This is a genomic window from Sphaerisporangium album, assembly GCF_003323745.1.
Taxonomy (GTDB): domain Bacteria; phylum Actinomycetota; class Actinomycetes; order Streptosporangiales; family Streptosporangiaceae; genus Sphaerisporangium; species Sphaerisporangium album.
This window is the reverse complement of sequence record NZ_QOIL01000026.1, coordinates 72,205-86,854: the sequence shown is the minus strand read 5'-3', so window position 1 is coordinate 86,854 and position 14,650 is coordinate 72,205. Positions and strand designations below refer to the sequence as shown.

Genomic DNA, 14,650 nt, shown 5'->3' with positions numbered 1-14,650 from the left:
GATCGCAAAGCCGCCACCGGCGCGGATGACCTCCGCGGCCGGCGGTGATCGGGGATCCCCCGATCGGAAACGGCGCGGGACACGCTTCCGGGTGCGTGTCCCGCCCGGGCCGTACGTCACCGGGGTGTCCGGGCCCGCCCTCCGCGGCCCGGGCCGGGCACTCCCGTCTTCCCCGGCGCGGTGTGACGTCGGCCGGGCCGGTCGGCGGAGTCGCTTCGGTCAAGTACCGTTTTCTCTAGGTCAAGGACCGACATCGTCTTCGCCGACCGACCCGATCCGAAGGGGATCAAACCGCGTGTTCCTGCCGGACCCTAGCCCCTCCCCGTCTTCCTCTCCGTCGCCCGATGACGTCATCCCCGATGTGGGCGACACCGTGCAACAACTCATGAAGACATGCGCAGGTAGCAGTAATGACAACCCCTTCTGTGGCATGCTGCTGAGCGTGCTACCCGCCGACTGGGCGTCCCCGGTGGCCTGGATCATCGGCATCGTCCTGATCATGGCGATCGCCCTCATCGTGCGGAAACTGCTCCACCGGGTGGTCGACCGCGTGATCCGCCGCGCCGCCGACGGCGTCATGCCCGAGCGCCTGCGCTTCCGGGCGCAGCCCGTGGACGCCACCACGGCCGTGATCACCGAGCGGAGGCGGCAGCGGGCCGAGACCCTTGGGTCCGTCCTCAACAGCCTGATCACCGCCATCGTCTTCGGCACCGCCGGGCTCATGGTGCTCAGCCGCTTCGGCCTCGACCTCGCCCCCATCCTGACCAGCGTCGGCATCCTCGGCGTCGCGGTCGGCTTCGGCGCCCAGGAGCTGGTCAAGGACTTCATCGCCGGCATGTTCATGCTGGTCGAGGACCAGTACGGGGTCGGCGACCTGATCGACACCGGGATGGCGGTCGGCACCGTTGAGGCCGTGACGCTGCGCATCACCCGCCTGCGCGACGTCGACGGCCGGGTCTGGTACGTCCGCAACGGCACGATCACCCGGGTCGGCAACGAGTCGCAGGGGTGGTCGCGGGCCGTCGTCGACGTGCCGGTGGCCTACGAGGCCGACATCTCTGGCATACGGGACGTCCTCAAGGGCATCGCCGAGGACGTCTGGAACGACCCGAACCTCCGCGACATCGCGATCGTCGAGGAGCCCCAGGTGTACGGGCTGGAGCAGATCTCCGACAAGGCGATGATCTTCAGGATCAGCGTGAAGACCGTGCCGTCGCAGCAGGCCGAGGTCGCCCGCGAGATGCGCATGCGGGTCAAGATGACGCTGGACCGCGCGGGCATTCCCCTCGCCGGGGTCTGAGTAGGCTGGTGAACGTGTCCGCTACTCCTCCGGAATCCATGTCCTTCTACGACGCCGTGGGCGGCTCAGAGGCTTTCGAACGCCTCGTGCACCGCTTCTACCAAGGCGTCGCCGACGACCCGCTGCTGCGCCCGCTGTACCCCGAAGAGGACCTCGAGGGGGCCGAGGAGCGCCTGCGCCTGTTCCTCATCCAGTACTGGGGCGGCCCGAACACGTACGGCGAGCGCCGCGGGCACCCCCGGCTGCGCATGCGGCACGCGCCGTTCGTGATCGGCCATGCCGAACGGGACGCCTGGCTGCGCCACATGCGCGACGCCGTCGAGTCCCTGGAGCTCCCCGGCGAGCTGGAGGCCAAGCTCTGGAACTACCTGGAGTACGCCGCGCAGAGCCTCATCAACGCCCACTGAACCACGCCCACTGAACCACGCGGCCGTTTCACGGCTCAGGGTCGAACTCAGGCCGTCCGACCACGACGTGGTGCGCATGCCCGCCCCGACACCGTCGCGCGGAAGGGATCGTCTCTCACCCTTCCGCGCGACGACTCCGGAAGCACCGCCGCGCCCCGAACAGCTCAGTCGCGGGTGAGCTTGCGGTACGTCACCCGGTGCGGGCGCGCCGCATCGGCGCCCAGACGCTCGATCTTGTTCTTCTCGTAGTCGGCGAAGTTGCCCTCGAACCAGAACCAGTTCGAGCCGCCTTCCCACGCGAGGATGTGCGTCGCGATGCGGTCGAGGAACCACCGGTCGTGCGAGGTGATCACCGCACAGCCGGGGAACTCCAGCAGGGCGTTCTCCAGGCTGGACAGCGTCTCGGTGTCGAGGTCGTTGGTGGGCTCGTCCAGCAGCAGGACGTTGCCGCCCTGCTTGAGCGTGAGCGCGAGGTTGAGGCGGTTGCGCTCGCCGCCGGACAGGATGCCCGCCGGCTTCTGCTGGTCGGGGCCCTTGAAGCCGAACGCCGCGATGTAGGCCCGCGAGGGCATCTCGACGTGGCCGACCTTGATGTGGTCGAGCTCGTCGGAGACGACCTGCCAGACGTTCTTCTTCGGGTCGATGTTGCCGCGGCCCTGGTCGACGTAGGAGATCTTGACCGTCTCGCCGATCGTGATGTCGCCGGTGTCGGGCGTCTCGGCGTTCATGATCATGCGGAACATCGTGGTCTTGCCCACGCCGTTGGGGCCGATGACGCCGACGATGCCGTTACGGGGCAGGTCGAAGGTGAGCCCCTCCATCAGCAGGCGGTCGCCGAAGCCCTTGGTGAGGCCGGTCGCCCGGATGACGGTGGTGCCGAGGCGCGGGCCCGGCGGGATCTGGATCTCTTCGAAGTCGAGCTTGCGGTACTTGTCGGCCTCGGCCGCCATCTCTTCGTAGCGCTGCAGACGTGCCCGGCTCTTGGTCTGGCGCGCCCGCGCGTTGGAGCGGACCCACTCCAGCTCGTCCTCCAGGCGCTTCCTGCGCTTGGCGTCCTTCTGGCCCTCGACCTTCAGACGGGCGGTCTTCTGCTCCAGGTAGGTGGAGTAGTTGCCCTCGTAGGGGTAACACCGGCCGCGGTCGAGCTCGAGAATCCACGTCGCCACGTTGTCGAGGAAGTAGCGGTCGTGGGTGACGGCCAGGACGGTGCCGGGGTACTTCTCCAGGTGCTGCTCCAGCCACTGGACGCTCTCGGCGTCGAGGTGGTTGGTGGGCTCGTCGAGCAGCAGCAGGTCGGGCTGCTCCAGCAGCAGCTTGCACAGCGCGACCCGGCGGCGCTCACCACCCGACAGCTTGGTCACCTCGGCGTCGGGCGGCGGGCAGCGCAGCGCGTCCATCGCCTGTTCGAGCTGGCTGTCGACGTCCCACCCGTTGCGGTGGTCGAGGGCCTCCTGCAGCTTGCCCATCTCGTCGAGCAGCTCGTCGCTGTAGTCGGTCGCCATGAGCTCGGCGATCTCTTCGAAGCGGGCGCGCATGGCCAGCGTCTCGGCCACGCCCTCCTGGACGTTGCCGAGGACGGTCTTGGACTCGTTGAGCGGAGGCTCCTGCTGGAGCATGCCGACCGTGAACCCGGGCATCAGCCGGGCGTCGCCGTTCGACGGCTGCTCCAGGCCGGCCATCATCTTCAGAAGCGTGGACTTACCAGTACCGTTGGGGCCCAGTACACCAATCTTGGCTCCGGGCAGGAAATGCAGCGTGACGTCGTCAAGGACAACCTTGTCGCCGTGCGCCTTGCGCACGCGCTGCATCGTGTAGATGTACTCGGGCATGCTCCTAAGACTAGGGGATTCCACCGTCGGAGTTGTCCGCTCGCGCACGAGGCGGCGGGACGGGGGCGACCGGCAGGCAGATGCGGTCGCGGCCGAGCTCCTTGGCCCGGTAGAGAGCGAGATCGGCCGCGGCGAGCAGCTCGATCAGATCGTCGCCGTGGACGCTCATGATGGCCACGCCCGCCGACACCGTGACGGTGATCATCGCGTCGTCGACCGGGATGGCCATCCTGCCGACGCGGGAGCGCAGGCGCTCGGCCACGCGGCGGGCCTCGGTGACGTCCGCACCGGGCAGCAGGACCACGAACTCCTCGCCGCCGAACCTTCCGACGACGTCGTATTCGCGGAGCTGGCTGCGCAGGGCCGTGGCGACGCCCGCGAGCACCTGGTCGCCGACCAGGTGGCCGTAGGTGTCGTTGACCCGTTTGAAGTGGTCGATGTCGACGATCAGGAGCGCGAGCGTCTCGCCGGTGCGCCGGGCGCGGACGATCTCGGTGTCGGCCTCCCGCTGCCAGGCCGTCGCGTTGAGCAGGCCGGTCTTGGCGTCGGTGCGGGCGGCGGCCTTGAGCTGGGCGTGCAGCAGGCTTCGTTGCAGGAGCACCACCGGCGGGAGCGTGAGCACCAGCAGCAGAGGGCTGACCCAGCAGGCGATGGCGACCAGGACGCCGAGGCAGAGCTCGACGACGTCGAGGATCACGCGCTCGCGGTCCCACAGGACGTCGCGCCACCGGGAGTCGGGGTCGGAGATCTGCAGGGCGACGGCGATCAGGGCGGTGTTGAGCACGGTGAACAGCACCGCGCAGCCCACGGCCAGCGCGATCGGGCCGCCCGCGCCGAGCGAGGGCCCCGTCGGGGCGCGCACGAAGGCGTGGAAGACCATGGACGCGACGCCGGCCGCGAGGCCGATCGCCGCCGCGCTGAACACCCGGCGGTAGAGCACCGTGGCCCTGACCCGGATCTGCAGCAGGAACTGCAGCGGCAGGGGCGCCAGCAGGGCGTACACCGGGGGCAGCAGGAGCGCGACCGGGAGCCACCACGCGGAGAGCAGGTCGCGGGAGACACCGGCCGGCATGCCGAGCCGGCGGGTCGCCTCGATGCAGACGGCCCCGCAGGCCACCAGGGCCAGGAAGGTCAGGAACTCCGACCAGCGGAACTCGGTCGACACGGCGAGGTAGCCCGCCGCGCCCGCGGCGAGGCCCACGGTCGCGCAGAGATAGAGGACCAGCATGGTCGGCTGAGCCAGCAACGGCCAGCGGTCGGCCAGCGATTGCACGCCGCCGCGTGACTCGTCCGAGGAATGACCGAGCGCCGTCATCGCATCCCCCAAGCTCACATCCGTCCGGACGGGTTCGAAGTCTCGACTGTACGTCTCACGATGTGTAACACAATAGTCGCAGAGTGTGCGGCCCGCGACGAGAACCGCTACGTTGGAGCACTGCGGCCACGCCTCCACCGATTGGAGGCCCAGGCCGAGAACCGACCGCTCCACGACGAGCGGCTCCCCTGCGGGAAAGGAGCAGCCATGGTGCGAGGCGTCATCTGGACCTGATCAGACGCACCCACACATGACCCACGGCGGCCCCTCGACCGGCGCGCCGCCCCAAGCTCCGCCCCGTTGGGCACGCCGACCTGACCACAGGCGGCGCACTCTGGCAAGGAACCGTCAAGAAGCGGAGCTGCCAGGGAGCTCAGGCGGCCAGACGCCCGGCCGCCTCGATCACCTCGCCGGGCGGCGCCTCGTCGGCGGGGCCGGAGGCCGGCGGCGCCTGGAGGTCACCGCCCGTCGTCTCCGGCACACCGGCCGCCGCCGTGACCGGCGCACCGGCCCCGGCGGCCGTCCGCTGCGACTTCTCGAAGGTGCTCACGCCCCGGCGCAGATCGTGGCCGACGGAGATGGCCTCCACCTCGGGCACCGCCCCCCGCCTGCCGTCGCGCTCGAAGGAGCGGACGCGCAGCCTGCCGTGCACGACGATGGGCTGACCGGGCCTGACGCACCGGGCGACGTTCTCGGCCAGCACCCGGTAGCAGCGGACGGTGTAGTAAGTGGTCTCGCCGTCGTACCAGGACCGGCTGGACCTGTCGTAGAGGCGCGGCGTGGAGGCGAGCCGCAGCGACGTGGCGCGAAGGCCGTTGTCACCGGCGAACTGCCGGGGTTCGGCGATGACGTTTCCGCTCAGCGTGATGTAGATGTCGTTCATCGTGCCTCCCATGGCGGGCCGGCGGACCGTCTCCACCGGCATGGGAGTCAGCTTGGCCCGGCCCGTCACCCTCCATGATTGCCGAACCACGTTCTGTGGATGGTTCGCCACGCCGCGCGCCCGGCTGTGGACAACCGGCCGCGGGACGGCGGGAGATCACGCGCGGGCGCGCGCGGAGGAGACCGTCAGCGCCGGGCGGCGGCGAGCGCGGCGAAGAACTCGTTGTACCGCTGGAGCTCCTGCTCCACCGGCTTGACCACCATGTCCTTCGACACGATCGAGATGCGCCGCCGCATGTCGCGTTCGAGCCGGTCCCGCTCCTTGCCCGCGCCGAGCACGACGAAGTTGCGGCTCGCGATGGCCGACAGAAGGCCGAGCCCGAGCACACTGACCACCATCACCCCGAGCCAGGGCAGCACCGAGACGTCTCCGAGCAGGTCGGCGGGGGGCTGCCCCAGCTTGAGCACGCCGTACACCACGATGGCGGCGGCCCAGGCCAGCCCGGCGGCGAACAGCGCCACCAGCAGGTACTGCCAGACCTTCAGCAGCCGCCACCACCCCGGCACGCGGTCCAGGCGCGGGGCGGTCTCGGACAGCTCTCCGGACAGGACCTCGGGCAGCCGGCTCACCTGCGAGCGCGCGGCGTCGCGGACGCCGTCGCGCCAAGCCTCGGGCATTCCGGACGTCAGCCCGTCGGCCAGCGCGTGCACGGCGTTCTCGACCTCGGCGGGCTGGGCGCTGACCTTGGCCGCCGTCACGGCCTTGATCTCGTCACGCAGATTGCCGATGCGCAGGCTACTCAAGGGGTCGGGACGCAGGCGGGAGGCCCAGCGGGCGAACGGCCAGCCGACCCAGTCGAGCGACCGCACCCCGTAGACGTTCTCCATGGCCTCCCCGACGGCCGGGACGCCGACCGCGTCGCTCAGCGCGTCGGTCAGGCCCTCCTGACGGGCGAGGTCGACCGTGGGCTGTACCATCATGGCCTCGGCCTTGGGCATGACCTTGGTCAGCCGGGCCGTGACGCGGTCGAGGTCGGCCTCCAGGCGCTGGACGGCGGCCCTGCGCCCGGCGACCGACTCGGCCAGCACGCTCTTGAGGCTGTTGACCCCACGGCCGGTCGTCGCCGAGGTCGGGACGATGCGCGGGTGCTGCACGCCCTCCCGCTTGAGCAGGTCGGACAGGTCCACGACGCACTCGGCCAGCTCCTCGGGGGCCAGCCGGTCGGCCTGGTTCAGCGCGAACACCGTGACCGCCTCGTGCCCGGCGAGCTCGGCGACGTACTTGCTGTGAGTCGCCGCGTCGGCGTACTTCTGCGGGTCGAGCACCCAGACGATGACGTCGGCGATCTGGATCAGCCGGTCGGCCTCGTGGTCGGTGATCGCGCGGATCGAATCGTGGTCGGGCAGGTCGAGCAGGATCAGCCCGTGGAGCTGGCTCTCGCCCCTGTCAAGGGCGCTGGCGCGGGCGAAGCGGTGGCGCCACTGGATCTGCAGCCAGTCGAGCAGCGGCCCGGCGCCGTCGATGCCCCACACGCAGGCGTGCGGCCGGGCGGTGGTCGGCCTGCGGACCCCGGTCGGGGACAGCTCCAGCCCCGAGACGCGGTTGAACAGCGACGACTTGCCGCTTCCCGTGCCGCCCGCGAGCGCCACCACCGTGTGCTCGCCGGACAGCTTGAGACGATCGCCGGCGCGCAGCAGCAGCCGCCCCGCCTCGGCGATCAGCGCGGGGTCGACCCTGCCGGGGCCGAGCTCCACGACCTTCGCCAGGGCCGCCATGCGGTGGCCCAGGTCACTTCTCGTCTCCATCGTCCCGGCACGTCCGCCGCTGACCGTCATCGGGCGACCTCGAGGTTGTACGTTGCCTGGTAGAGCCGCTTGGCGGCGGCTTCGTCCGGGATTCCCGCCTCGTCGAGCACCTGCACGTATCTCAGGGTCTCCTCGTCGAACAGGAGGCTGATGCGGGCGCGCAGGTCGCTGCGCGCCCTGGTGCCGATGGTGCGCAGCGAGTCGGCCCCGAGCACGCCGCGCAGCAGCCGCTCGGGCAGCGTGCCGGTGCCCGAGGCCTCCGCGACCTCCGAGCTCCCGTACCCCAGCAGGCCGATCATGAAGACGAGCGAGAGTGACTCCTCGTCGAAGGAGACCAGCTTGGCCACCGACCGCTTGGCCACGCCGCCCGTCCGGACGAGGCCCACCACGTGCTCCTGCCAGGCGCCGACCATGCGGCCGACCCTGCGGACGAACTCCTCCGACGGCCGGCCGAGGCCCGGCGTGGCGGCGAGGCGGTCGCCGGCGCGGTCGCGCTGCCGCCACCGGGTGACGACCTCCTCGGCCGCGCGCTGCCCGGCCGCGACGATGACGGACTCCAGCGCCGCGCGCAGCGCGTGCTTGAAGGCGCGCGACCGGGCGGGGGCCTGCTGGGACGCCTTGGTGGCCAGGCGGCCGGGGCGGCGCATGTGAAGGGTGCGCATCAGGTCGCCCGAGCCCGCGAAGTCCTGCCAGCGGGCGAGGACCTCCCCGCGCAGCAGCGACCCGTTGGTGGTGACCTCGTCGATCTCGGCGAGCGCGGCCATGTACGCGGCGTCGACGTCCGTCCGCAGCTCGGCGCGGAAGGCGACCTGGGCCTCCAGGTGCCGGGCGAGGGCGGGGACGCGGGCGCGGAAGCTGGACATCACGCCGTCGAGGGTGGCCTGGATGGCCTGCTCGCGGCGCTGGCCGTCCACCGAGAGCTCGGTCAGCCACATGCGCAGCTCGGCGACCTCCTCCTCGGGCAGGCGGCCGGCGGTGACCGTCGACTCGTTGATCACGAAGCGCTCGACGTCGCCGAGGCCGTACTCCTGCAGCATGCGGGCGAAGTGCTTGTCGATCACGTCCCGGGACCTCACGGGGACGCGGGACAGGACGATGGCGAGGCGGGCGCCGCGTTCCTTGGCGCGGCGTAAGACGCTCCAGGACGGGGCGTCGGCGTACCGCGCGGCCGTGGTGACGAAGACCCACAGGTCGGCGGCGTCGAGCATGCGGTGGGCGACCTCGTGGTGCGCCTCGACCACCGAGTCGATGTCCGGGGTGTCCAGCAGCGCCACGCCCGGGGGCAGCCGCTCGCTGGAGGACAGGACGAGGCTGTCGAGCGTGCCGTCCGTCCCGGGCCGGTCGACGCGGATCATGCCGCCGAGCACCTCGCCCTTGGCGAACCAGTCGCGGTCGTCGGGGTGGCAGGCCAGCACGGGGGTGCCGGTGGTGGGGCGGCGCACTCCCGTGGCGCTCAGCTTGGCCGCGGCGAGCGTGTTGACCAGCGTGGACTTGCCCGCGCCCGTGGAGCCGACGACGACGACCAGGGCGGGCGCGACGCTCATGTGCACGCGCGGGATCACGTAGTTCTCGAGCTGGGCGAGGATCTCGGCCTGGGCCTTGCGCGCGTCCTCGACCCCGGGCACGTCCAGGCCGAGCCGGAGGCCGGTGACGCTGTTCTTGAGGTTGGAGAGCGCGGCGGTCAGGGCGCGGGAGACGGGCTTGGGCAGCGGCAGCTCGCGGACGTGCGCGGACTCCTCGGGCGGGTCCGGCGGGGTTTCGGCCACGACCTCCGGGACGTCCTCGGCCGACGCCGTTCGCTCCGCGCCGTCCGATCCCTCCGCGCCGTCCGATCCCTCCGCGCCGTCCGATCCCTCCGCGCCGTCCGATCCCTCCGCGCCGTCCGATCCCTCCGCGCCGTCCGATCCCTCCGCGCCGTCCGATCCCTCTGTGGCGTCCGATTCCTTCGTGCCCTGCGATTCCTTCGTGCCGTCCGACCCCTCGGCGCTGTCCGGTTCGTCCGTGTCGTCCGCTTCGTCCGTGGCCGGCGATGTCGTCTCGGAGGCGTCCGAGCCCTCCGCGGCCGTGGCGTCGTCCGTGGTCGCGGGCTCTTCCGGCTTCTCCGGCTCGTCCTGCGCCTGCGAAGCCGGAGCGCCGGCCACCGCATCCGAGTCCGCGCCCTCCGAGGCGGCGAGGGCCTGCGCGTCTTCGCCGGACGCGCCGTCCGGGGCCAGGTCGTCGTCGACCCCGATCGCCTGGAACGTTATGGTCTGTTCCTCCAGGGCCTCGGGGAAGTCCTTCCCCTTGGTCACCTCGTCACCCGACCGCTCGGTGTGCTCATCGGCGCACTCCGTCTTCTTCGCAGCCGATTTCACGGAACCCGCTCCGCTCGCACCATCTTGATCTCCTGGCCGACCCTGACGACGTCACCGACGACCACGATCGCCGGAGGCCGCGTCCCAGCGGCGATCACGCGCTCCGCCACCGTGGTGAGGTCGGCATAAAGAGCTCGCTGGGTGGGAAGAGTACCGTCCTGTACCACCATCACGGGTGTTTCCGGCGAACGTCCTTCTCGTATCAGTGTGTGAGCGATCGCGGCAATTCTCTCGACAGCCATCAGAAGTACCAGGGTTCCCGGTGATCTCGCCAGTCCCGGCCAGTCAACAGTTGATTTCGGATCATCGGGTGCCACGTGAACGGAGATGACGTGGAACTCCTGGCTGACTCCGCGGTGGGTGACGGGCACTCCCTCGGCCGCGGGCACCGCGACCGCGCTCGTCACGCCCGGGACCACCACGACGGGAATTCCGGCCCGCGCGCAGGCCAGCATCTCTTCGCCGCCGCGGCCGAAGACGAACGGGTCGCCCCCCTTGAGCCGGACGACGAACCTGCCGCGTCTGGCGTGCTCGACCAGCAGCTCGTTGATCTTCTCCTGGGCGAGGTAGCGGCCGTAGGGGATCTTGGCGGCGTCGATCAGCTCGACGTCCGGCGCTAGCTCGTCCAGCAGGGCGCGTGGCGCGAGGCGGTCGGCGACGACGACGTCGGCCTGGGCGAGCAGCTGACGCCCGCGCACGGTGATCAGCGCCGGATCGCCGGGGCCGCCGCCGACCAGCGCGACGCCGACGGGCTTGGTGCGGTTGCGCCGGGCGTCGACCGTTCCGTCGCGCAGCGCGTCCACCACGGCGTCCCGGATGCCGGCCGCGCGGCGCGGGTCTCCCCCGGCGGTGACGGCGACGCTGATCTCGTCGACGCGGCCGCTCGCCGGAGTCCAGGCGGCGGAGGCGTCGCGGTCGTCGGCGCGCACACACCAGACGCGCTTGGCCTCGGCCTCGGCGGCGACGGCGGCGTTGACGGCGCGGTCGGACGTGCAGGCCTGGACGAGCCACGCGCCGTCGCAGTCGCCGACCTGGTACGCGCGGCGCTCCCAGGTGATCGCGCCGTCGGCGATCAGATCGTCCAGGGCCGGGGTCACGCTCGGGGACACCAGGGTGATCGAGGCGCCCGCGTCGAGCAGGGTGGGCACCCTGCGCTGGGCCACGCGCCCGCCGCCGACGACGAGCACACGCCTGCCGTCGAGGCGGAGACCGAGCAGGTAGGGCGACGACATTGGGACGGTGTTCCCTTTCCCGGGAAGTGGCAAAACCGTTGTGCGTGGAGTAAACCTACAGGCCGTCCGCGGCCGGAGGCACGGCTGCGCCGCGTTCGTCCCCCGCCGCGCGCCTGCCTTCCAGGAGCGGCCTGCGGGGATCCCAGGGTTCGCCTCCCGCCTCCACCTCGCGCCTGCGGGCGAGGGCGGACAGCGCCTCCAAGATCACGCGGTTACCCAGGTAGGCGGTGATCTCGGCGTGGTCGTACGGCGGGGCGACCTCGACGACCTCCATGCCGACGACGGGCAGTTCGTAGCAGATGCGCCGGACCGCGTCGAGCAACTCCCGGGCGGACAGCCCGCCGGGCTCGGGGGTGCCGGTGCCGGGCGCGTGGCCGGGGTCGCAGACGTCGATGTCGACGGAGAGGAACACGCCGTCGCAGTCGTCGGTGGCGATGGCGAACGCCTCGGTGAGGCATTCGGTGAGGCCGCGCTCCACGATCTCGGTCATCTCGTACGAGCGCATGTCCTGCTCGGCCATCCAGGTGAGCGTCTCGGGGCCTGGCCAGTAGCCGCGCAGCCCGACCTGCAGGAACCTGTCGCCGCGGATCGCCTCGGACTCGATGAGGCGGCGCATGGGCTGGCCGTGGCCGTACAGGTGGCCGAACTCGATGTTCCCGGTGTCGGCGTGCGCGTCGAAGTGGATCATCGAGACGCGCCCGAAGCCGTGGTGGCGGGCCACGCCGCGGGCGTCGGGCAGGGCGATGGTGTGGTCGCCGCCGAGGACGAGCGGCAGGGCGCCGGACGCGGCGATCGTGTGGACGGCCTCCTCGATGTTCGCGATCGAGGTCTCGATGTCGCCGGAGTAGCACTCGACGTCGCCGGCGTCGAGGATCTTCAGGTCGCGCAGCGGGTCCACGCGCAGGGCCAGGCTGGGCCGGGACCCGTCGTGGGGAAGGTAGCAGGCCTGCCGCAGGGCCATCGGGCCGAACCGCGCGCCGGGCCGGTTGCTCGTGCCGCCGTCGAACGGTGCCCCGAGGATGACGACGTCCGCGCCCGCGTAGCTCGCCGGGTCGCCGAGATCGCAGCGCTCCACGCCGAGGAACGTGATGTCGGGGCCGAACATGGGGCCGTAACGCATCGGGGTCCAATCATGCTCTGGCAGCAGAATGTCACCATTTAACCGTATTAACGGAACGTGCCCACCCCAGCGCGAGATCCGGCCTCGGCCCTGCCCTCACGACGGACGCACGCCCCCTCTGCCGCCGTACGGACGCCGCCTGTCAGGACGTACGCCCGGCGCCGTCCTTGCCGGTCACCCCCGCCGAGTCGAACGTGGCGACCTCGTGCATGACGCGCACGGCCGCGCCGACCAGCGGATACGCCAGCAGCGCCCCCGTCCCCTCGCCCAGCCGGAGCTCCAGGTCCACCAGAGGACGAAGGCCCAGATGGCCGAGCGTGATCGCGTGCCCGGGCTCGGCCGAGCGGTGCCCCGCCACGCAGTGGTCGACGGCCGCCGGGGCCAGCGCGGCGGCGGCCAGCGCGGCGGCCCCGGCGATCACGCCGTCCAGGATGACCGGCACGCGCGACGCCGCGGCGGCGAGGACGAAGCCCGTGATGGCCGCGTGCTCAAGGCCGCCGACCGCCGCCAGCCTGCGCAGCGCCTCCCGCCGCCCCCGGTCAGGCCCTTCCGGGGCGGGCGGAGGGGCCGTGACCCCGTTGACCTCCAGCCCGCGCCGGACGATCTCGATCTTGCGGGCGAGCGAGCCCGCGTCGGCGCCCGCGCCTCCGCCGGTCACCTCGGCCGCGTCCCGGCCGGTGAACGCGCAGATCAGCGCGGCGGAGGCGGTGGTGTTGGCGATGCCCATGTCCCCGGCGACCAGGCAGGCCGCGCCGGCGTCCACCAGGTCGAGCGCGACCCGCACGCCGACGCCGACCGCCGCGAGCGCCTGCTCGGCCGACATCGCCGGTCCGCGGGACAGGTCGGCGGTGCCGTACGCCACCTTGCGCGCCAGCAGGCGGGGCGACTCGGGCAGGTCGGAGGCGACGCCCACGTCCACGACCGTCACCGACGCGCCCGCGTGCGCCGCGAAGGCGTTCGCCACCGCGCCGCCCGCCACGAAGTTCGCCACCATCTGCGCGGTGACCTCCTGCGGCCAGCGGCTCACCCCGTGGGCGTGCACCCCGTGGTCGGCGGCGAAGATCGCCAGGGCGGCGGGCACGGGAAGCGGCGGCGGGCAGACGCCCGCGATGCCCGCCAGCCGTACGGCCACGTCCTCCAGCTCGCCGAGGGCCCCGCGCGGCTTGGTCAGGCGGTCCTGGTGGGCGCGGGCCCTGGCCATCGCCCCGGCGTCGGCCGGGCCGATCGCGGCCAGCGTCCGCTCCAGGGCCTCCATCGTCCAGGGCGCCGTCCAGGGCTCGGGCGCGCTCATGCTCAGACGCGCCCCTCCGCCATCGCGGGCCTCTCCCGAGGTGTCCGCCGCGCGCGCAGGACGTCCTGCCCGGCGGGCTCCAGGGGCTCGACGCCGTCCAGCGCGTCCGTCAGGGACTCGACCTCCTCCAGCACGCCCTCCAGCGTCTCGACGTCCTCCACAGGCTCGGCTCCGACCGGCCCCTCCAGGGTCGCGCCGAAGGACACCTCCAGGCGGTCCCCCTCGGGCTCGCCCGCGGTCAGCGTCCGCTCGTACCTCTCGATGATCAGGTCGGCGAGGCCCTCGCAGTCGCCGATGACCTCGGCGCAGCGCACGTCCAGGTCGATGTGCCCGGCGGCGTACGCCAGGGCCTCGGCCCAGATGCGTTCGAGGACGGCGCCCGCGAACAGCAGGTACGGAAGCACGACGACGCGCTTGGCGCCGAGGCGGCGGCAGCGCTCGATGCCCTGGGCGACGCTCGGCGGCGCGTCGGACACGTAGGCGGTCTCGACGGTCAGCAGGCCGGGCGCGTGGGTCTCCCAGAACAGCCGCGACACGCGGTGGACGTCGGCGTTGGCGGCGGCGTCGGAGGAGCCGTGCCCCACCAGCACCACGGCGGTCTCGGCCGGGGTGACCGGCTCCCGGTGGGCCTCGTGGTCGTCGGCCGGGGAGACGGCGGTGAGGCGCGGCATCTCGGCGAGCGCGTCCGCGAGCCGCTCGCCCATCAGCGCCAGCGCCCCCGGGGACGCGGCGAGCGACTGACCGTAGTCATAGGTCAGGGTCGGGTGGGCCACCCGCGCCCGCGCGAGCGCGGCGGTGATGGCGGCCTCGTCACCCAGCGTGAGGGGGAGGGCGACCATGCGGTGGTGGCCGCGGGCCACGAGGGAGGCGACCGAATCGCCGAGCGAAGGGCGTCCCCGGGCGGCGAACCCGCCGGACACGTCGGCGGCGACCCCGTCGAGGCGGCACCGCAGGCGGTGGACGAAACGGCCGAACTCGGCCGCGCCCGTGTCGTCGTGGGCGCCGTGCCCGATGAGCAAGAGCGACGGCTTCATATGGATCTCCGATACGTTGACCTGCGGTTATGTTGGCCGGGTCGCGAGGATATACGAATCTGCCAATCCATGGACATGAC

General features: G+C 72.0%; 11 protein-coding genes. 2 read left to right on the top strand and 9 right to left on the bottom strand.

Translation table 11 applies throughout. The features are described from left to right. The first annotated feature begins 430 nt into the window (after positions 1–430). Positions 431–1,300, top strand: coding sequence for a mechanosensitive ion channel family protein (locus tag DQ384_RS34320; RefSeq protein WP_245966979.1), 870 nt, complete (start codon positions 431–433; stop codon positions 1,298–1,300). Positions 1,301–1,314: 14 nt separating this feature from the next. After that, positions 1,315–1,707: a globin gene (locus DQ384_RS34315; RefSeq protein ID WP_281274159.1), complete on the top strand. Its 393-nt coding sequence runs from the start codon at positions 1,315–1,317 to the stop codon at positions 1,705–1,707. 164 nt (positions 1,708–1,871) lie between these two features. Here the strand turns inward: DQ384_RS34315 and ettA are convergent, their stop codons facing one another. The 9 genes from ettA to DQ384_RS34270 all read right to left on the bottom strand — a co-directional run bounded on the left by ettA (position 1,872) and on the right by DQ384_RS34270 (position 14,570). Next, positions 1,872–3,536 (bottom strand): energy-dependent translational throttle protein EttA, encoded by a 1,665-nt coding sequence (gene ettA / locus DQ384_RS34310; RefSeq protein WP_114033031.1) that lies wholly within the window; start codon positions 3,534–3,536, stop codon positions 1,872–1,874. Positions 3,537–3,546: 10 nt separating this feature from the next. Beyond that, positions 3,547–4,851, bottom strand: coding sequence for a GGDEF domain-containing protein (locus DQ384_RS34305; protein WP_114033030.1), 1,305 nt, complete (start codon positions 4,849–4,851; stop codon positions 3,547–3,549). Positions 4,852–5,224: 373 nt separating this feature from the next. Further along, positions 5,225–5,776: a single-stranded DNA-binding protein gene (locus DQ384_RS34300; RefSeq protein WP_114033029.1), complete on the bottom strand. Its 552-nt coding sequence runs from the start codon at positions 5,774–5,776 to the stop codon at positions 5,225–5,227. Positions 5,777–5,919: 143 nt separating this feature from the next. Further along, positions 5,920–7,569 (bottom strand): GTPase, encoded by a 1,650-nt coding sequence (locus tag DQ384_RS34295; RefSeq protein ID WP_114033028.1) that lies wholly within the window; start codon positions 7,567–7,569, stop codon positions 5,920–5,922. After that, positions 7,566–9,893: a GTPase gene (locus DQ384_RS34290; protein ID WP_245966977.1), complete on the bottom strand. Its 2,328-nt coding sequence runs from the start codon at positions 9,891–9,893 to the stop codon at positions 7,566–7,568. The genes DQ384_RS34295 and DQ384_RS34290 overlap by 4 nt, the downstream gene beginning before the upstream one ends. Then, complete coding sequence (gene cobA, locus DQ384_RS34285) at positions 9,890–11,125, bottom strand: uroporphyrinogen-III C-methyltransferase (RefSeq protein WP_114033027.1); 1,236 nt, start codon at positions 11,123–11,125, stop codon at positions 9,890–9,892. Before cobA ends, DQ384_RS34290 begins: the two co-directional genes overlap by 4 nt. Before the next feature lie 55 nt (positions 11,126–11,180). Then, positions 11,181–12,245: an agmatinase gene (gene speB / locus DQ384_RS34280; protein WP_114033026.1), complete on the bottom strand. Its 1,065-nt coding sequence runs from the start codon at positions 12,243–12,245 to the stop codon at positions 11,181–11,183. A 142-nt stretch (positions 12,246–12,387) separates the two neighbouring features. Beyond that, positions 12,388–13,536 (bottom strand): nicotinate-nucleotide--dimethylbenzimidazole phosphoribosyltransferase, encoded by a 1,149-nt coding sequence (cobT, locus tag DQ384_RS34275; protein WP_342769481.1) that lies wholly within the window; start codon positions 13,534–13,536, stop codon positions 12,388–12,390. Between the two features lie 2 nt (positions 13,537–13,538). Further along, complete coding sequence (locus DQ384_RS34270; protein WP_114033025.1) at positions 13,539–14,570, bottom strand: sirohydrochlorin chelatase; 1,032 nt, start codon at positions 14,568–14,570, stop codon at positions 13,539–13,541. Between the last annotated feature and the right edge of the window lie 80 nt (positions 14,571–14,650).